Source organism: Streptomyces sp. NPDC088747 (genome assembly GCF_044751025.1).
GTDB lineage: Bacteria > Actinomycetota > Actinomycetes > Streptomycetales > Streptomycetaceae > Streptomyces.
In genome coordinates this window covers 422851-441069 of sequence record NZ_JBIVKZ010000006.1, presented here as the reverse complement: position 1 = coordinate 441069, position 18219 = coordinate 422851, and the positions used below count along the sequence as shown (strand labels likewise).

The window sequence follows — 18219 nt, the reverse complement described above, 5'->3', positions numbered from 1 at the left end:
TGGGAACGAGCGGGCGGGCGCTGGGTGAGGTATGCCACCGGGGCCTGCCGTTTCGGCTCTGGGCCTGCATACCCGGCTGCCAAGCGGCGAGATCGACCATCCCGACCACCTAAGAGAAGGGGACGTTCTGCCGTGGAGTGGCCATGGATCACCGGTAATTGCTGGCTCGGCTGCGAGCGCACCGGAGTCCTGGTGATCTGGCTCGGCCGGGTGCAGTGGGACGGGCAACACGCCCCCTTCTACGCGTGCGAGCCGTGCCTCGACCGCCTCAAGGCTCAGGCACTCGGCTACTTCATGGAGCGGCGGCCGGCGTCCGCTTGATCAGACTCCCGGCACACGACTTCCCGGTGCGAGGCAGGCAGCCCGCGAGGAATTCTTACGCGGGTCACGTCCCCTCGTGCCGGGTGGGCCAGGAACCGTCCGGGGAGCAAGCCGTCTTCGGCAACGCTCCGCTTGATGGGTCCTGGTGGGCACCACAGTCCAGCAACACACCAACGATTGCGAGGAGTTGGAGCATGACCCGTAACCGCGTTGTTCCCAGCCGTACCGAAGTGCGCCCGCAGACCCCGGGATCATCGGACGGCTTCGACCTGGACGTCTCTCTCGTCGAGATCGCCGACCCGGCGGGCCTGGTCAACCTGACCGACGACGGCTGCGGCTCCACCTGCGGAGCCTGCACCACCAACGTCGCCTGACCCGGACCGTCAGGTCACTCCGGGCTGGTGCCGCCGCGCCCCGGCGTGGCGGCACCAGCCGCCCGTCCCCACGCCCTACGGAGGTAGTTGGTGATTGCTCCGCCCGCAGCGTTCCGGACCGGCACAACAGCTCTCGTGCGCGCCGTAGCCCGGCCGTCGCTGCCGGTTCCTCCGTGCCCTGACCTCGATGACGGCTCGCCCAGCAGCTCGGCGGCCGGTGTGGCGTGGCTGCGCGCGGTCTGGGCGAACAAGGACATCGCCGAGGCACTACAACACTCCAGCCCGGTCCTGGCCGCGCAGGTACGGGCCCTGTGTACGGCCGAGGAGCCTTCTGCGCGGGACGTGCGGCGTGCGGCGCTGTCCGTTGCCCGCTATCTGCTGCGGGCCGAGCACCGGGCGACGCCTTTCGGCCTGTTCGCCGGTGTGACCACCGCGGAGTTCGGTGAGCAGGCGCGTGCAGGCTGGGGCGCGGAGCACGTGGCCGTCGGCCGCGCGGGGGCAGAGTGGTTAGCCGCCGTGGTCGAACGGTTGGAGTCGTACCCCGACCTCCTCGAACGGCTGCCCGTCGTCGTCAACAACACCGTGACCAGCCGGGGAGACCGGCTCATCGTGCCGTTCCAGCCCGACGTCCAGGACGACCGGACTCGCGCGGTCGAGGCGTCCCTGGCTCTGGCTGAACCAGTGAACTCGGTCCTCGCCGCGACTCGGGCACCGATCCGTGTCGGCGCGCTCGTGGACAAGCTCCGGGCGGAGTTCCCCGAGGCCGGGCCGGAGAGGGTGAGTCGTCTACTGGCGGAGCTGATCCGGCGGCGGGTGCTGATCACGAGTCTGCACGCACCGAGCACCGAGACCGACGCCCTCGGGTATCTGCTCGACCAGCTTGACGCGATCGACGCCGGAGCCCTCGCCCCGGTTGCGGAGACTGTGGGCGAGCTGCGTGCGGTCCGGGCGGGACTGGAGGAGTGCGTCACGCGCTGCGGCCGGGACAGCGTCGCGGCGCGGATGCGGGCCCTCGTGCCCGGCCTGCGCCGCCACCCCGTCGCGCTCGACCTGCGACTGGACGCACAGATCGTTCTGCCGGACGCAGTAGCCCGGGAGATCGAGCGCACCGCCCTCATCCTGACCCGAGTGAGCACCCGCCCGTACGGGACCGTTGCGTGGGGCGAGTACCACCAGCGGTTCTACGAGCGCTACGGCATCGGCACGATGGTGCCGCTCCAGGAAGTCGTGGCGGACAGCGGAACCGGCTTTCCCGACAGCTACCCGGGTGCTCCGGCGGGCGCGCGTCGGCCTTGCGTCTCCGCTCGGGATGATGCCCTTGTACGGCTGGCGCAGGCCGCCGCGCTCGATGGCCGCGACGAGGTGGTCTTCACCGACGAACTGGTTGCGGCCCTGGACGTGGGCTCCGACGAGCCCCGGGTGCCACCGCACTTGGAGGTGGGGGTGCGGGTGCACGCGGCCAGCCTGCGGGAGTTGCAGCACGGGCGGTTCCAGCTGGAGATCGTGAGCGTGTCCCGCGGGGCCGGAGTCTCTATGGGCCGGTTCCTCGGCATCCTGGCTCCCGCCGACCGCGAGGCCCTGACCACAGAGCTGGTCAATCTCCCGGCCGCAGACAGCAACACCGTGCCCGCGCAGCTCTCTTTCCCGCCACTGCTCCCCGAGAGCGCCCACGTGACCCGCGCCCCGCAGGTCCTGCCCACCGTGATCAGCCTCCAGGAACACCGCGCCCCGGAGGACACCGTCCTCACCCCGGAAGACTTGGCGGTGGGGTGCGACGGCCGCCGCATGTACCTGGCCGCCCCGGAGCGAGGCCACCGTGTCGAAGCCGTCGGGATGAACGCACTGAACCTGCACACGCACACTCCGCCGTTGGCGCGCTTCCTCACCGAGCTGTCCCGCGCCCAGTGTGCGCAGGTCACCGTGTTCGACTGGGCGCCGCAGCGGCGATGCCGTTCCTGCCGCGCCTGCGGTACGGGCGCACGGTGCTAGCCCCGGCACGCTGGCGACTGGAGGCGCCCGAACTGCCCGGCCGCGCCCGCCCTCGGGCCGAGTGGGACACCGCGCTCACCGACTGGCAGGCCCGACGGCGGCTGCCTCGCCGCGTCTACCTCGTTGAGGACGACCGACGCCTCTTCCTCGACCTCGACGAGGCCGACCACCGGACGCTCCTGCGCCAGCACCTCGACCGTACGCGCCTGGCCGTGCTCGTCGAGGCCCCGGAACCAGAGGCGTACGGCTGGTGCGACGGGCGAGCACACGAGGTCGTAGTGCCCCTCAACGCGACCCGGCCGCCGGCGTGGCCGCCCCTACCCGCCCCCAGCCGGGCCCGTGCACTCTCCCCGGCACAGATGCAGACCCCGGCCGCCTCCCCAGTGCTTCTGGCGGCGCTGTACGGAAATCCCCGCCGCCAAAACACCCTGCTTTCCCAGCACTTGCCCGGTCTCCTCGAACAACTCGGCAACCCACCGTGGTGGTTCATCCGCTTCCGCGACCCGGACCAGCACCTCCGCGTACGCATCGCCCTCCCCGACCCTGGAGCCTTCGCCGAGACGGCCCGTACGGTGAGCGCGTGGGCCGATGTGCTGCGCGGCGCCGGCCTGTTGGCTGATCTGCGCTACCCCACCTCCTACCGCGAGATGGGCCGCTGGGGTTCCGGCGCCGCTTGGGAGGCGGCCGAAGAGGTGTTCCAGGCGGACTCACGTGCCGTCCTGGCCCAGCTCGCGCAGCCGCAGCGCCCCCACCAGCGCACGCTGGTGGGGGCCCATACGGTCGCCGTCGCCTCCGCGTTCCTCGGCAGCACCGAAGCGGCAATGCGGTGGCTGATCGACCACATCCCGCCGACCGCCCCCGAGCCCGTTCCACGCCCGCAATTCGCCGAGGCCGTACGGCTCGCCAACCCGCGCGACGACTGGACGGCGCTGCGCGGCGTCCCGGGCGGGGACGCCATCGTGTCGGCATGGGCAGACCGGGATGCGGCTCTCGCTGCGTACCGGCCGCACCTTCCGGGCCCGGAGACCCAGGGCATCGCCATCGACGACGTCCTGACCTCCCTGCTGCACGTCCACTTCGTGCGGCACGTCGCGGTGAACTTCCCCGAGGAAGAGGTGTGCCTCTACCTGGCGCGCGCCGCCGCCCTGGCCTGGACCGCCCGCAGCGCCGGGAGGGCCTCGGGACCGCCCACCCTGCGCTCGGCCTGGTCGACGCCGTCGCCTCCCAGCTCGCCGACCCCGACACGGCGCCCCTCGGACCCAGGACAGCGTCCTCACACCGGCAGCACCTCGCCTACGGCCCTCCCGGAATCGCGCTCCTACACATCGAGCGGGCCGCGACGGGCCTGGGACCGTGGCAGCGCGCCCACGACTGGCTTGCCGCCGTCTCCCGCCAGCCGTTCACCAGCGGCCCCGACAGCCATCCCTTCTACGGGGCGCCCGCCTTCGCCCACGCCTTGGCCTGCGCCGCCGACCACCTGCCCGGCGCTTACCAGCGAGCCCTGAACACGATGGACCGACAGGTCGCGGTCGACGCCGGACACCGTCTCGACGCCGCACACCTCCGCATTGACGGCGGACGCCTGCCGGAGCTCGCCGAGTTCGACGCTATCCGGGGCCTCACCGGATACGGCGCCTACCTCCTGCGCCGCGACCCCGGCAGCCCCTCGATGCGTGCCGTCCTCGACTACTGCGTACGCCTCACCGAACCGATCACCCGCCACGGCGAGACCCTGCCGGGCTGGTGGACGGAGACGGGCCCCTCGGGCAGCCCGGACGACGACCGATTCCCCGGCGGGCACGCCAACAGCGGTATGGCGCACGGCATCGGCGGCGTGCTCGCGCTCCTGGCCCGCGCCGCCCCCAACGGCACCGTCGCCGACGGGCACCACGCAGCACTGCGCACCATCCTGGCGTGGCTGGACCGCTGGCAGGAGGAGACCGGCCGCGGACCCGCCTGGCCGTACTGGATCACCCGAAGCGAGCTGCGTACCGGTCGCCTCGCCCCGTCCGCACCCCGGCGACCGTCCTGGTGCTACGGCACCGCCGGCCTCGCCCGCGCCCAGCAACTCGCCGCGCTCGCCCTCGGCGACACCGGGCGCCAGATCGACGCGGAGAACGCGCTCGTGGCCGCCCTCACCGATCCCGACCAGCTGAAGGCCACCACGGACAACGGCCTGTGCCACGGCTTCGCCGGCCTCGCCCACGTCGCCGCCCGTACGGCCGACGACGCTCACCCCTCGACCGTGGGCCAACTCCGCGCCGCGATCCCGGCACTCCTGGCTGCGGTCCACCCGCCGGGCACCGACCCCGAGCTCACCGCTACGGCGCTCATTCAGGACGAGGAACAGGGTCCCGGTCTCCTCGACGGCGCTGCCGGTACGGCCCTTGCCATCCTCGCGCCCAGCACCGCCGCACCGCCCCGGACCGCCTGGGACACCTGCCTGCTCATTGCCTGATCCGCCGACCGAAGGACTCGTTATGCCCCCGGACCGCTGGCAGCAGCACAACATCACCTTCGTCGACCGCGAGAGCGCCCGCCGCGTCGTCGCCGAACGTCTTGGCCCTGCCCTGCTCGCGGCTGAAGGGGACGGGCAGCTCACCGGCTGGTGGTTCATGAACAAGCAGCCCTGGCCGCTGCGTTACTTCGCTGAGGAGCCCTCACCGGTCATCGAGTCGCTGCTGAGCAATCTCGTCGGCGACGGCGTGGCTGTGTCGTGGCTGCCCTGCATCTACGAGCCCGAGACCGACACGTTCGGCGGCCCGGAGGCTATGGACGCCGCCCACGAACTGTTCCACAGCGACTCCCGCCACCTGCTCACCTACCAGCCGAGCCCGGAGCACCTGGGACGCCGGGAAACCGCCGTCCTGTTGGCGAGCGCCATGATGCGCGGTGCCGAACTCGACTGGTTCGAGCAGGGCGACGTGTGGGCGAAGGTCGCCGTCCTCCGGCCGACCACCAACCCTCTGCCGCCCGAGCGAGTCGACGAATTGGCCCCGGCCATGCGGAAGTTGATGACCACCGATGCCCACGGCCTCTGTCGTCCGGACGGCCCGCTCCACGCGCACGACGAATGGGTGACCGCCTTCGAACGGGCGGGAGCCACGCTCGCTTACCTCGCGGGCCGCGGCGCCCTCACTCGCGGCCTGCGAGCCGTCATCGCCCATCACGTGATCTTCCATGCCAACCGCGCCGGTCTCCTCCGGGACGACCAAAGCGCCCTGTCGAACATCGCACGAGAGGTAATCATGGGAACAAGTGACAACACCGCGTCGCCCGACGAGGCAATGGCCGACGCCGATAGCGTCGACGCGGTGAACACCGACACGATCACCACCCCCGCAGCGGACGCCGAGCGGCTCCGCAACGCCCTGGTCGACCAGCTTCGTGCGGACGGGCACGCCCGCACGGCCGCCGTCGAGACCGCGTTGCGGACCGTGCCCCGCCACGTGTTCGTGCCCGATGCATCGCTCGAAGACGCCTACGCCAATGCGCCGGTGCACATCAAGTACGACACCGACGGCACGTCGATCTCCTGTGCCTCCCAGCCGGGCGTCGTCGCCCTCATGCTGGACCAGCTCGACGTCCAGCCCGGCGAGCGCATTCTCGAACTCGGCGCCGGCACCGGCTACAACTCCGCTCTGCTCGCCCACCTGGTCGGCGAGAGCGGACAGGTGACCACCCTCGACGTCGACGACGACCTCGTGGAGGGGGCCCGCGCGCACCTCGCCGCCGCCGGAATCACCAACGTCGAGGCCGTGACCCGCGACGGAGCCCTCGGCTACGCCGAAGGATCGCCGTACGACCGGATCATCGCCACCGTGGGCGCGCACGGCGTGCCGCACGCCTGGTTGCAGCAGCTTGCCCCCGGCGGCCGGCTACTCGTCCCCCAGCGTCTCAAGGGCAGCGTCTCCCGCTCCATCGCCTACGAGCAGCGCGACGGCCGATGGGCGTCCCTCGGCAGCGAGATGAACACCTTCATGCCGCTCCGGCGGGGCATCGCCGACGACGACCGTCGCGTCATCCCGCTCAGCGCGGACGGCACCGTGCGGCTTCAGGCCCCCGCTGGGCAGAACATCGACGCCGATGCCCTTGCCGGTGTCCTGGATCAGTCGCGCACCGAGGAGTGGACCGGCATGACGGTCCGCGCCATGGAGTCGCCGGAGTGGATGGAACTGTTCGTCACCTGCTCCCTTCCCACCGGCCTGGTCAGGATGCTGTTCCCCCAGAGCGCCAAGGGCGGTCTGCTCACCGAGGACCCCTACCCCTCGTCGACCGCGGCCGTCGGCAAGGGCGCCGTCACCTACATGGCGCGGCGCCTGTCGGAGGAGAAGACCCCTGAGGGCGGCAAGCTCTGGGAGTTCGGCGTCATCGGCCACGGCCCCGGCAGCGACGAGCTGGCCGCGAAGGTCGCCGACACCGTCCGCACCTGGGACCGGGAGTACCGCGGCCGTGAGGCCACTTTCGAAATCCAGTCCCTCGACGCCCCCGCCATCGAGCAGCGCCCCGGCCTTTTCGCTCTCGACACCCCGCTGAATCGCATCGTCGTCGACTGGCAGTGACGCCCCACGCGTAGCGGACGGTGCCCGCCGACGTACGGCCGGCGGGCACCGTCGCCTCAGCAGTTCTCACCCACGCACGGAAGACACATGGACCCGCACGGACCCATAGCCCAGCGCTTCCCGCTCGTCGCCCGATTCCGGCCCGCCTGTCTGCCCCTGCCTGAGCGCGTTCGCGCGCTCGTCGATCTGGCCGACACCGCGGTCAAGAAGACCGACCAGGGGCTCGCATCGGCCGTCTACAACCAGGCCGCGCTCACCGCCTCCGATCTCGACCTTCCCGACCTCGCAGGCGAGATGTGCCACCAGCACGCCGCCGCCTACCTCCACGCCTGTCCCCTGCCCGGCATGAGCGCAATCCGGGGACTGGAACCGGTCGTCAACCTCGCCCGCCTCCGGATCCGCGCCGGCCGCGCCGATGAGGGCCGCCAGCGACTCCTCAACCTGTACGAGGCCGTCGAGGCTGGCACAACTGCTCGGTTCGAGGGCATCGCGGTGCCGGCGGACCTCACAACGACCGACGAGGACCGCCACGAGGTCCGCGCGTGGCTGTGGCGCGTGCTCCTCGCCGACGGCACACGCACCCTCACCACCGAGGGACGTTGGGCCGAGGCCCTGACACACATCGAAGCTCACCGCGGCGTAGGCAAACGGATGCTCGACGGGCGCCAAGTCGCCATACTCGCCGCCCTCGTTGCAGGTAACACGGCACGGGCCGCTGCCCTCCTCGCCGACACGATGTCTGGCGATCCCTGGGAGCAAGCCGTCACGGCCTGCCTGACCGCCCTGTGTCGCCGCGACGCCGGACAGCCGATCGACGGCCACCTGGCGGACCTGGTGACGACCTACTTCGAGCGGAAGACCGAACCCGGGCTGACCGTCTTCGACACCCGGCTCGGACTTACCGTCCTTGACGCGATCGGTTCCGCCAAGGCACCCGGCGCGCGCCGCATCGTCGAGGAACTGCACCGAAGGACGACGGACGCCGAAGACGGCTACGCGGCCCGCGAGAACCTGGCGCACCCACTGTTCACCGCGCTCGCCACAGACCGGCAACAGCTGGACTGCCGAGCGCTGGTGCGTGTTTGCGCCCTCGGGGTCCGGACCGTCCCCGATGAGCTGCAAGGACAACTGACGGCAGCACTGCGCGCCAGTGACAGCGTGATCCGGGGGAGCCTCGTGCGTCCCTTCGCCTGAACGGTGTGACTGAGCGCTCCAATTGGCTCTGGCCGCGCTTCCGTGAGGGCTACGGACCTGTGCGGATCTCCCGCTACGTCGCGGAGCCTAGGCTCACGAGTACGCGTTCTGAACCCTCATTTGGGCAGCGGCCGTTGAACCAGTGCCTGATGGAGTAGCGGTCCTGCTCCTATGCTGCTCGGTCTTCTGGATCACGCGAGTTTCGGGGGACAGCGGAGGAACGTGAGCCCCACATTGGACGCCTGAGGTCCAGATGTAGTCCGTGGCGGCGGTGCGCTTGCGGTCGTCCGAGACGCAGCTGCGCTTGGCTGTTGCCGCAAGCGGTGGTGATCCCCATCCATTGCGCCCGAGGACAGCACCGGGTCAACCGGGGCAGGCATTCGCAACGGTGCTGGCACCAGAATGCGCTAGCGTCCGTGCTGCCGCAGGAACGGGACTGTGAACCTTGCCCACTCACCTTGATGCGTGGAGGAGGGCTCGGTCGCCGCGGAGTCGTAGGGGGGTTCTTGAGCTGGCTGGATGAGAAGACGCCGTCGGTGATCGGGGAGTACCGCATCGAGCGTCGCATCGGCGCGGGCGGCATGGGGGTCGTCTACCTGGCTACGTCGCCGTCGGGCCGACGGGTCGCCCTAAAGGTCATCCGCGGGGAGTTTGCAGACGACGCCGATTATCGCGCCCGGTTCCGGCGAGAGATCGAGGCTGCGGGACAGGTCAGCGGTGCGTTCACGGCACCGGTGCTGGGCGCCGATGCTGATGCCAATCCCCCGTGGATGGCGACGCAGTACTTCGACGCACCGACGCTGGCGGAACGGGTGCGCAAGAACGGTGCATTCGGCGAAGACGTCGTGTGGCGGCTGGGCGGAGGGCTCGCCGAGGCCCTGCGTGACATCCACCGGGCCGGTCTAGTGCACCGCGATCTGAAGCCGAGCAATGTGCTGCTGACAGAGGACGGCCCCCGTGTCATCGACTTCGGTATCGCCCGGGTGCTGAGCGCGGAACGGCTGACGCGGACCGGCAAGATTCTCGGCACCGTGTCCTTCATGGCACCGGAACAGCTGAGCACGCCGCGCGAAGTAGGCGCGGCCGCAGACGTGTTCGCACTAGGCGGAGTCCTCACGTATGCGGCTACGGGCCGGGGACCGTTCGATGGCGACACGGCCGCCCCTCCTATAGCGGTCGCCATGAAAATTGCGCAGGCCGATCCGGACCTCGTAGGGGTCCCGGCGGACCTGTGTTCCATCATCGAGAAGTGCCTGCGCAAAGACGCCACCGGCCGGCCCTCCGCCGCCGAACTGCTTGCTCTGCTTCAGGAAAAGGGGGTAGAGACAGCAAGGCCGGAGAAACCCGAGAAGATCGCGGAGCCGGAAGGCTTCGCAAACGGTCCCAGGCGACGGCCCCGGACGCGCACCTACCTGCTCGCCGCTGTGGCCGCGATCGCGGCCACAGTGGTGGTGCCGGTGATGCAGGGGAGCGATGCGGGAGGATCCCGTGGTGATGCATCGCCATCGGCCAAGCCTTCGTCGACACGAGCAGCTCGCGCCGTCGAACCAGTGGCAGCTCTGCGGCCCAAGGGGTGGGCCTTGTGGGAGAAGAAGCCGACTACCGTCGCGGGGCACCGCGGCGACGGCTTCGAAGACCTCCCCTCTTGCGCCGGTACTGGGGATGTCCTTGTGTGCACTGAGGTCGATGTGGTGGCCGAACGGGTCGACGTCTCCTCTGGACGGGTCATGTGGAGCAAGCAGTACACAGGCCCGGCCTTAATGGCGGGCTCGGTCGTGGGGTTCGCTGGAGAGACAGTGCTGGTCGACGACACGCGGACCGACGGAGCGGGCAAGGAACAGCTCAAAGCCTTCGACGTGAAGACCGGTGACCTGCTGTGGTCAGCCCGAGTGTCGGTTCCGATGTTCAGCGTGCAAAAGTCCACCGTCACGACGGCTCATCTGGACGGGCTCTCAACCCGGATCGACCGCAGGGACGCACGGACGGGAAGGCTGGTCGCGTCCAGAACGTTTCCCGCAGGCGAGCACTACCAGATCTTCGGCAGCGAGAGCGGTGCGCTGTATCTGCTGAAGTACGGGACAGGAGGCTTCATCACGTCCGTCGCTGACCTTGATGCCGCCACATTGCGCACCACGAAGGTTCTGGCCTCATTCGACGAGGACCCTGGCATGCCGCTCACGGCCGACAACAGCTCGGTGTCCCTCCTGCTCGACGGCCATAGCGTTACCCGCGTCACCAGGGCAGACGGAAACACGGAACGCCTTCTCCTCCGGGGAGCCTTGGAGGGCAATGCCCGCGCGCAGGGCAACACCCTCTACCTCAGCCGCGCGGACGGCACCCTCGCCTCGTACAACCTACGAACGGGCCGACGAATCTGGACCGTTGAAACGGAAAGCGAGTCTCCCGCCCGTCCGGTGCTTTCTGGCGGCAGGCTGTACAGCCTTGCCAGTGACGGGCGGATCACCTGCCTCGACGCAGCAACGGGGCACACCGTGTGGCGGAGCGCAGCGCGACGCGACCCCAACACGAGTGCCGCGAGGTTCCAAAACCGGCGCCCGGAACCCGCGGTGCTTCACAACGTGGTGTATGCGGGGTCGACCACGGGATCGATCTTCGCGGTAGCTCCGCCCACAAAGTGAGCGTGCGCAGGAGGAAGAGTCATCCGCCGGGGGGAGAGAAACTGAACCCTCCTGGGCTGCGGCTTTGGCCGCGCCTCTGCGACGGCTACGGACAGAAGCGGATCTCCCACTACCTCGCTGAGCCCACGAATACGCGGTCAGAACCCGCATTTGGTTCTAACCGCACTTCCATGATGGCTACGCCCAATGCCCTGTCAGGCTGTACCTGATCGGGTCGGCCATTCACGGAAGCGCGGTCACAACCCTCCAATTGGCCCGTCTGGCCAACTGGGGCGCTAGATCCGGAAGCCTGCTGGCTACAGGGCCGCCTCGCAGAAGAGGGCCAGGAGGGTCTGGGCCGGCGGGGCGTCCGCGTCGAAGAACTGCGTGGCCAGCGCGGGTGGCACAGCCGTTCCATGCATGCGGACCTCATGGCACCTGAAGCAGAACGCCGCCTCGAACAACGCCATGTCGAGGGTGTTCTCGTACGCCCGGATGCTCCAGCCTGGCGAGAAGCCGCAGCGGTGCTGTTCGCTGCCGGGCAGGGTCTCGATCAAGGTCAGGGCGTCGGCGGCCTCACTCCCGGCCCAGTGGGTAACTACCTCGCCGGGGTATGGGGCGTCCAGCTTGGTCGGAACCGCGGAGATCCTTACGACTTCGATCAGCACGGTGGCTGCAACGGCTTGTGCGGGGAGCTGCATGGACGCAGTCTGCCCGCTCGGCCGACGGGCGCCCATGGCGTGTCATGAGAGGCAACCTGCCGATCGAAAGCGTAGGACGCCGAGACCCGGCAGGCCAACTCCTGCGCTCACGAGCCAACTGGCGGGTTGTGGCCGCGTTTCCGTGATGACTACGGCTGGAGGAGGACGCGAGTTCTGAGCAGGGTGAAGGAGGCTCGTCGCGGCGCCCTCGGGGTCATCGGCGCAGGAACTGCAGTCGAGCGCGCGTGGACGAGCAAGCATCAGCATCCCGACGTGTGGCGCGGGAACTCCAGGAGCCCTTGCTGCGTCGATGTCGGTATGTCTCAGCCTTCACAGATCAGGCCCCCTTGGGACCACTGCGGACACGGAGCCGACCCGGACACCGATCCCATCGGATGCCGGGGACACATCCCGGTTGGAGTCACGGAATGTCTCGTTCACTGCTCAGACCATGACCGTGGAGACTACCTCAGCGGCCTTGCTGCAGGGTCCGATCTAGATTTGCGAGGCACAACGATTGGCGATGAATTGATGCAGAATATCGTCAATTCCGTAAAAGATCCGACGACCGGCGAGCCCCACTTTCGCAACGTCGACTTCCGCGAGACCGTGTTTTTAGGCGTCGCGCAGTTCGCCGAGGCACTATTCGAAGGGGAAGTGGCGTTCGATCGATGTCATTTTCACGTTGCAGCGGACTTCAGTGGAGCCACCTTCAAAAAGGATGCATCCTTCAGCAGATGTACATTTGACGGCCAAGTAAATCTATGGCATGCGGTCTTTCATGACAGTGCCAGGCTCGATATTACTATCTTCAAGAAAGCCGAGAATGTCGGGCCACTGACATGTAACGGCACATTCGATCTTTCCCTAGCTGAATTTCACGCGCCCATGACCATTCAGGCTGTAGCCAGGGAAGTTCTATGCAGAGAAGCGAGATGGGAGTACCCGGCAACCATTCGCCTCCGCTACGCCAGGCTCGACCTCACAGATGCCATATTCATGAATTCAGCGGTGGTCATTAGCCGAAAATACCCATTCTTTTCGATGACGGAAGCCGGTGCTTCGCTACCGCTTGATGAAGCCCCGATCATGGCAATCGGAAGGAGCGAAAAGTCCGCACTCTCGTCCCTCCAGAGAGTGGATTGCGCCATGTTAACGCTGGCCGACATGGACCTGAGCGAGTGCTCCTTCATTGAGGCAGTTCACCTAGACCAATTGCGCCTCGACGACTCCTGGGTTCTGCACCGCACGCCTCGCCATCGCATCTGGTCACCCCTCCCATTTCGATGGACATCCAGGCAGGTCATCAAAGAAGAGTGCGAATGGAGAGCGACAGATGGGCGGACAGCGCAACTGCGCCAAGGGTGGGGTCCTCCGGTTCATTTCTCCTCACATACACCAAGGGCGTCAACCCTGACTATCACCTATCGGCAGCTCCGAAAGTCGCGTGAAGACGCGAAGGATGAACCGGGTGCGGCAGACTTCTACTATGGCGAGATGGAAATGCGGCGCCAATGCCTGAAGTGGAACGAGACTGAGCGCTGGCTCCTGCAAGCGTACTGGATACTGTCTGGCTATGGCCTGCGCGCGGCACGGGCTGTGGGGTGGTTCGCCCTCTCGATGGTCTTTACTATTATCTTGATGATGGGCTTCGGACTGCCGCAGGAATCGCCGAGACAGGCGGTCACGGGTACCGTTCCGCCCGATGGAGGCAGAGTATCGTTCGAGATCGACAAGGAAGATCCGAAGAATCCAAGCGGGGATAGATTCACTAGCATGCGCTTCGAGAAGGCGCTAAGCGTTACTTTGAACTCTGCTGTGTTCCGTTCCAGCGGTCAAGACCTGACCACGGCAGGTGGGTACATCGAGATGGCATCGCGCTTTTCAGAGCCTATTCTCCTTGGCCTCGCAGCCCTAGCGATCCGTGGTCGAGTCAAGCGGTGATTCCACGAAGTACGGGCGCCGCCGCATCTGTGATCAGGGAGAGTGGCTGGCAGTGCCCACTGGATTGCAGGATCTTTCCGTCGGGGAATCCCCCTGTCATGGAGACAGAGACGCTTGAGGATGTCCTCTTCCCCGGCCTGCACCTCACGGTGCGACAGGTCGTGGCGGTCGATGACAGCTTGATCATCGACGAAGCAGGGTGCGGACCGCCTGGAAGGTGCCCTCAGTGCGAGCGTCCTGCCACTCGGGTTCACAGCCGGTATTGGCGTCGCATTGCCGGGTTGCCCGTCGGCAGACAGACGATGATCGTCCGCCTCAGTCTGCGTCGGTTCTTCCGTGATCAACACCAGTGCAGGCGTCGTACATTCGCGGAACAGGTAGAGGGCCTGACCGAGCTACGACGCCGCTGTTCGGCCGCGCTACGGTCTGCCATGAAGGCGGTCGCGGTAGAGCTCGGCGGTCGTCCGGGCCAGCGCCTCTGTGCGAAGTTACGGCTTCACGGCTGACGGACTGCCCTTCTGGAACAGCTGGCGGCACCGGCCGTGCCGAACCGGGCGCCGCGCATACTCGGCATCGACGAGTTCGCATTCCGCCAGGGAAGGACCTATGGAACGGTCCTCGTCGACATTGAGACGTCCAGCCGGTGGACGTGCTGCCTGATCGCGAGACCAGCACGGTCGCCGCCTGGCTCCTTGAGCACCCCGGCGCCGAGATCGTGTGCCGTGATCGGCTGATGGCCTTCACCAAGGCCATCAGGCAGGCAGCCCCCGACGCGCTGGAGGTGGCAGATCGCTGGCACCTCCTCCAGAACCTCTCGACAGCCGTGGAGAAGATCTGCCGCGGACATCGTGACTGCCTGCGACAGCCCGCCGCCAACTCCGGGCAGCAGCCGGCTGCCCCGCAATCGCCGCTCCTGGAGCGGATCCGTCAACGTCACCGGGAAGTCAACGAACTGGCCGCCACTGGCATGTCTCTCAACGCCATCAGCCGCCGTCTGCGTCTGGACCGCAAAACAGTACGGCGCTACCGGAACAAAACCCTTGAGGACCTCTTCGCCTCAGTGCGAGACTGCGGCCACGGTGTCCTCGACCCGTACATCGACCATGTGCAGCACCGCTTCAAGGCTGGCTGCACCAGTTCGATGCAGCTCTATCGCGAGTTGCTCGCCCTCGGCTACATCGGCGGGTACCACGTGGTGAACCGCTATGTGATGGCCATCCGGAAGGGCATCGAAATCCCGGCCCGGACTGCGACTCCCAACCCCCGCGCCATCACCTCATGGATCATGCGCCCCCAGGGGACCCTCAGCCCCTCTGACGCAGCGCAACTGGAAGTCGCGCGCAACGCTTGCCCGGAGATTGCCTTGGCCTGCGACCTCGCGCGAGAGTTCACAGATATGCTCCGCCACCGCCGCGGGCACCAGCTCCGGAACTGGATCCAAAAGGCTGAGCTGAGCGGCCCGGATGCCATCGGCGTCTTCGCCGACTCCATCCGCCAGGACCTCAAGGCCGTGACCGCCAGCCTCACCCTGCCCTACAGCTCCGGCCTCGTCGAAGGCCACGTCAACAGAATTAAAACGATCAAGCGCCAGATGTATGGTCGAGCCTCCTTCACCCTGCTCAGAACGTGCGTCCTCCTCCAGCCGCAGTCATCACGGAAGCGCGGCCACAACCAACTGGCGTGCTCAGTCACAAACGGACACCCCCCTGCAGAGAGGGCCTGATGGCTCGTCGAGCGGCTGCGGGACTGGCTGAATGCCGAGAGCCCGATGTCCCGCAACCACACGAAGAGGGCTGTCGATGCATCGTGATCAACGCCGCCGTGCTTGTGGCGGCTGTGGGACCGGGACAGCTACTGCCGTGTGCACCGGAGCGTCGATGTGCTGTGCAGCGGTACTGCGGGCCTGTGCTGCGCGGGCTCGTGCGCTGGGTGCCGACCGTGCGCTGAGGCGTTGGATGCGCCAGGTCAGGACCCTTGCGGGGCGGCGCGCGTCGTCCAGGGCGCGCTGGTCGGCGGCCTGCTGGAGGAGCTGCTCGGGGTCGTGGCCAGCTGCTTCGGCTTCGGCGAGGGTGACGGTGAAAGCGTCGAAGGCAGGGTCTTCGATGATCTGCTCGGCGTGGTCGGGCACGGCCCGGCGTAGGTGGCCGATGTGTCGATCCACCGTCTGCTGGGGTGGTCGCCGCTGAGTGAGGACGGCCAGGGGTACGGCTGCGGCTTGGTCGTAGGCGGCCTGGAGGTGGAGCAGCGTCTGGTGGGCGGCAGCGACTTGCTGGTCGTGGTGGCGGAGCTGGTGCCAGCGGGCCGCGGCGATGACGACAAGGATCGTCGCGTCGAGGAACATCGCCAGCACAGCTCCGTCCCTGGGGGCGGGCTCGCGGACCACGGCCCGCACGGCGCCGCGCAGGGCGCGGGCGTGGTGGTGTTCAGCGCGGATGCGGGAGCGGGTGGCGCGCTCGAACGCGCCGGCTGCCTCTCGGAGTTGGGGGCGGAGGGCCTGGGGTGCGATGAGAGGGAGTGCGTCGAGGGCTTCGCCGAAGGCGGCGAGGTGGGCTTGGGAGGCTTCGTCGTCCGGCTGGTCGAGGCGGTGGGGAATGCGCTCGGCGGCGGCCGTGGCCTGGTGCCAGGGGTTGGGCCTACGTCGGCCCGGCTGGTTGGTGGGCTGCGACTCGATGTTCTCCAGGCGCTCTCGGATCTTGGGGAAGGACAGGTCCGGGGCGAGTTCGGAGCCGGAGAACCAGACGGGCTCGTGGGCAGCGGTGGTGGTGTCCTCGCTGGCGAACTTGTAGCCGCGTACGTCGCCGGAGGGGAAGTGGACGACCTCGACGAGCACGCCGTCGGTGTGGTTGAGCAGGTGGACGAACTCCTCGGTGCTGGTGGCGGCGGCCACGGCGGTGCGGACGGTGGCGCGCAAACGTTCCCGGGCGGTCTTGTCGTGGCCGGCGCGGCGGGCCTTCTCCTGCTCGGCGCGGGTGGGGCACTTGGCTGCGGTGCGGTCACCGCGTACGACTTGGACCAGGCCGTATTCCTTCTCGATGGCGGCGAGTTCGCGGTCGGCGGTGAGGTAGTCGTTCCAGTGGCATGCGGTGCGCAGGTCTCCGCAGACCTTGGTGGCGGCGATGTGGATGTGGTCGGGGGCGTGGCGGACGGCGACCCAGCGGCAGCCGTCCGGGTCGCCGTCGGGTGCGATGCCGGTGGCCGCCACAACCCGGCGGGCTACGTCGGACCACTCCTCGTCGCTGAGGTGGCGGTCTGTCTCGGCGGCGCGGATCGAGCAGTGCCACACGTGCTGCTCGGGGGCGCGGTCGAGTCGTCGGGCCTGTTTCACGTGCAGGTCGAGGTCGGCCACGAGGAGCTTCTTGGTGGTGGTGAAGTCGTCGGTGCGGCCGGGGTCGGGGGCGAAACCGTCCCAGGAGGCGACCAGGTGCGGGTCGGTGTGGTCCTTGGCCTTCTTGGTGTCGAACAGGTACCGGATCAGGCCCGCGGTGTCCTTGCCGCTGCTGATCTTCGCGATCATCAGGCCGCCTTCTTGGTGACGGCTTGGTTCGCGGCTGTCGCGATGACCTTGACGGCCTCGCGGACTGCGTCCAGGGTGCGGTCGGTCTGGGCGAGGAGGTCGGTGTCCCCAGGGTGTGGATGGCCGCCGGAGTTGAGCTTCTTGGCGATCTGGTTGACATTGCGGCCGATCGTCGCGACCTGCTCGCGCAGCGCGTTGAGTTCGTCGATGTAGTCGTCGAGCGCGGTTCGCTGGCCGGCGACGGTGAGGTCGCCGTCGACGTAGGCCATGACCGCGGCGCCGACGAGATGGGCTCCGGCGATGTTCAGCGAGCGCGCCTTGTCCAGGATCTTGGTCTTCTCGCTGACGCTGTAGCGGGCGTCGACGCGCCCTTTGCGCTGCTCGTCTTCGCGCGTGCGGCGGCGGGCGACGCGGCGGAAGGCAGCTTCGTCGGCGGCGCGCGGCAACGGCAGCTCGGCGGCGGTGCCGGTCTTCTCCTGCTCGGGCGCCCCCTGGTGCCCGAGTGCCTCCGCCACCCCCGGGGCGGAGACTTCCCCGTTGGACCGGCCCTTGGACGGTCCAACGGGATACCTTGCTGCGCGGTTGCCTGTGGTGGTGGGCATCTCCTGCTGGTGGTTGAGGGGTTCGTGGGACTGGTCGTGCATGTAGCGGTTCTCCGTCGGGTTGTTGGTGGTGGGAGTGGCCGTGCTGTGGCGTCAGGGCGAGGTGTCGCTCTGGCCTGGAGAGACGGGGACGGTTCGGGGACCGCGCCTGGTTGGGGACCAGAGCGGTTCGTGGTCCCCAACCCGCAGATCAGTTGCCGGGCTCTGCGCGGTTCCCGGTCTCGTGGTGCCGGACCGACTGGGGACCGGTCCCGGAGAGGTCAGGGTGGGGACTGCCGGGTCGCCGAGACGTTCAGGCCGCTGACCTGCGTACAAACTGATCCGGGGACCGGGCCTTTGGGGACCGGTCCCAGGACTGCGCGCGACCAGGCTGCGCTGTGGTTGGGGACGGTCCCCGTGA

The 18219-nt window shown here is 68.2% G+C and carries 12 protein-coding genes and 1 pseudogene; 10 read left to right on the top strand and 3 right to left on the bottom strand.

The genetic code is table 11. The features are described from left to right. Positions 1-132: 132 nt before the first annotated feature. From ACIP79_RS17695 to ACIP79_RS17665, 7 genes and pseudogenes are all read left to right on the top strand, one after another. Positions 133-321 carry a hypothetical protein gene (locus tag ACIP79_RS17695; protein ID WP_401224137.1) on the top strand — a complete coding sequence of 63 codons (189 nt, stop codon included), beginning with the start codon at positions 133-135 and terminating at the stop codon, positions 319-321. Between the two features lie 194 nt (positions 322-515). Next, entirely contained in the window at positions 516-695 is a 180-nt protein-coding gene (locus ACIP79_RS17690) for an FxLD family lanthipeptide (protein WP_401224134.1), read from the top strand. A 219-nt stretch (positions 696-914) separates the two neighbouring features. Then, positions 915-3865: pseudogene (locus ACIP79_RS17685) on the top strand (lantibiotic dehydratase); the annotation flags it as partial. 23 nt (positions 3866-3888) lie between these two features. Further along, positions 3889-5142 (top strand): lanthionine synthetase C family protein, encoded by a 1254-nt coding sequence (locus ACIP79_RS17680; protein WP_401224299.1) that lies wholly within the window; start codon positions 3889-3891, stop codon positions 5140-5142. Between the two features lie 22 nt (positions 5143-5164). Further along, positions 5165-7246, top strand: coding sequence for a methyltransferase, FxLD system (gene fxlM, locus ACIP79_RS17675; RefSeq protein ID WP_401224132.1), 2082 nt, complete (start codon positions 5165-5167; stop codon positions 7244-7246). An 87-nt stretch (positions 7247-7333) separates the two neighbouring features. Further along, the gene (locus ACIP79_RS17670; protein ID WP_401224129.1) at positions 7334-8440 is read left to right on the top strand and encodes a hypothetical protein; all 1107 of its coding nucleotides are present in this window, start codon (positions 7334-7336) and stop codon (positions 8438-8440) included. Positions 8441-8946: 506 nt separating this feature from the next. Continuing rightward, positions 8947-11079 (top strand): protein kinase, encoded by a 2133-nt coding sequence (locus tag ACIP79_RS17665; protein WP_401224127.1) that lies wholly within the window; start codon positions 8947-8949, stop codon positions 11077-11079. A 296-nt stretch (positions 11080-11375) separates the two neighbouring features. On the opposite strand, the gene ACIP79_RS17660 is transcribed toward ACIP79_RS17665, so the two are convergent. Beyond that, a complete protein-coding gene (locus ACIP79_RS17660; RefSeq protein WP_401224125.1) occupies positions 11376-11759 on the bottom strand; it encodes a hypothetical protein in 384 nt (127 codons plus the stop codon). Positions 11760-12290: 531 nt separating this feature from the next. On the opposite strand from ACIP79_RS17660, the gene ACIP79_RS17655 reads away from it, so the two are divergent. From ACIP79_RS17655 to ACIP79_RS17645, 3 genes are all read left to right on the top strand, one after another. Next, a complete protein-coding gene (locus ACIP79_RS17655; RefSeq protein ID WP_401224123.1) occupies positions 12291-13703 on the top strand; it encodes a pentapeptide repeat-containing protein in 1413 nt (470 codons plus the stop codon). 98 nt (positions 13704-13801) lie between these two features. Continuing rightward, the gene (locus tag ACIP79_RS17650; RefSeq protein WP_401224121.1) at positions 13802-14209 is read left to right on the top strand and encodes a transposase family protein; all 408 of its coding nucleotides are present in this window, start codon (positions 13802-13804) and stop codon (positions 14207-14209) included. Positions 14210-14346: 137 nt separating this feature from the next. Further along, on the top strand, positions 14347-15426 hold the full coding sequence (locus ACIP79_RS17645; RefSeq protein WP_401224119.1) for a transposase: 1080 nt from the start codon (positions 14347-14349) through the stop codon (positions 15424-15426). A gap of 87 nt (positions 15427-15513) precedes the next feature. Here ACIP79_RS17645 and ACIP79_RS17640 read toward each other — a convergent pair whose 3' ends face one another. Both ACIP79_RS17640 and mobC read right to left on the bottom strand, forming a co-directional pair. Then, positions 15514-17217 carry a relaxase/mobilization nuclease domain-containing protein gene (locus ACIP79_RS17640; RefSeq protein WP_401224116.1) on the bottom strand — a complete coding sequence of 568 codons (1704 nt, stop codon included), beginning with the start codon at positions 17215-17217 and terminating at the stop codon, positions 15514-15516. Next, entirely contained in the window at positions 17217-17861 is a 645-nt protein-coding gene (mobC, locus tag ACIP79_RS17635) for a plasmid mobilization relaxosome protein MobC (protein WP_401224113.1), read from the bottom strand. The genes ACIP79_RS17640 and mobC overlap by 1 nt, the downstream gene beginning before the upstream one ends. Between the last annotated feature and the right edge of the window lie 358 nt (positions 17862-18219).

Coding starts and splice junctions, on each gene's coding strand:
- fxlM (WP_401224132.1), top strand. CDS start 5,165: ATGCCCCCGGACCGCTGGCAGCAGCACAACATCACCTTCGTCGACCGC.
- ACIP79_RS17670 (WP_401224129.1), top strand. CDS start 7,334: ATGGACCCGCACGGACCCATAGCCCAGCGCTTCCCGCTCGTCGCCCGA.
- ACIP79_RS17650 (WP_401224121.1), top strand. CDS start 13,802: ATGGAGACAGAGACGCTTGAGGATGTCCTCTTCCCCGGCCTGCACCTC.
- ACIP79_RS17655 (WP_401224123.1), top strand. CDS start 12,291: ATGCAGAATATCGTCAATTCCGTAAAAGATCCGACGACCGGCGAGCCC.
- mobC (WP_401224113.1), bottom strand. CDS start 17,861: ATGCACGACCAGTCCCACGAACCCCTCAACCACCAGCAGGAGATGCCC.
- ACIP79_RS17690 (WP_401224134.1), top strand. CDS start 516: ATGACCCGTAACCGCGTTGTTCCCAGCCGTACCGAAGTGCGCCCGCAG.
- ACIP79_RS17640 (WP_401224116.1), bottom strand. CDS start 17,217: ATGATCGCGAAGATCAGCAGCGGCAAGGACACCGCGGGCCTGATCCGG.
- ACIP79_RS17660 (WP_401224125.1), bottom strand. CDS start 11,759: ATGCAGCTCCCCGCACAAGCCGTTGCAGCCACCGTGCTGATCGAAGTC.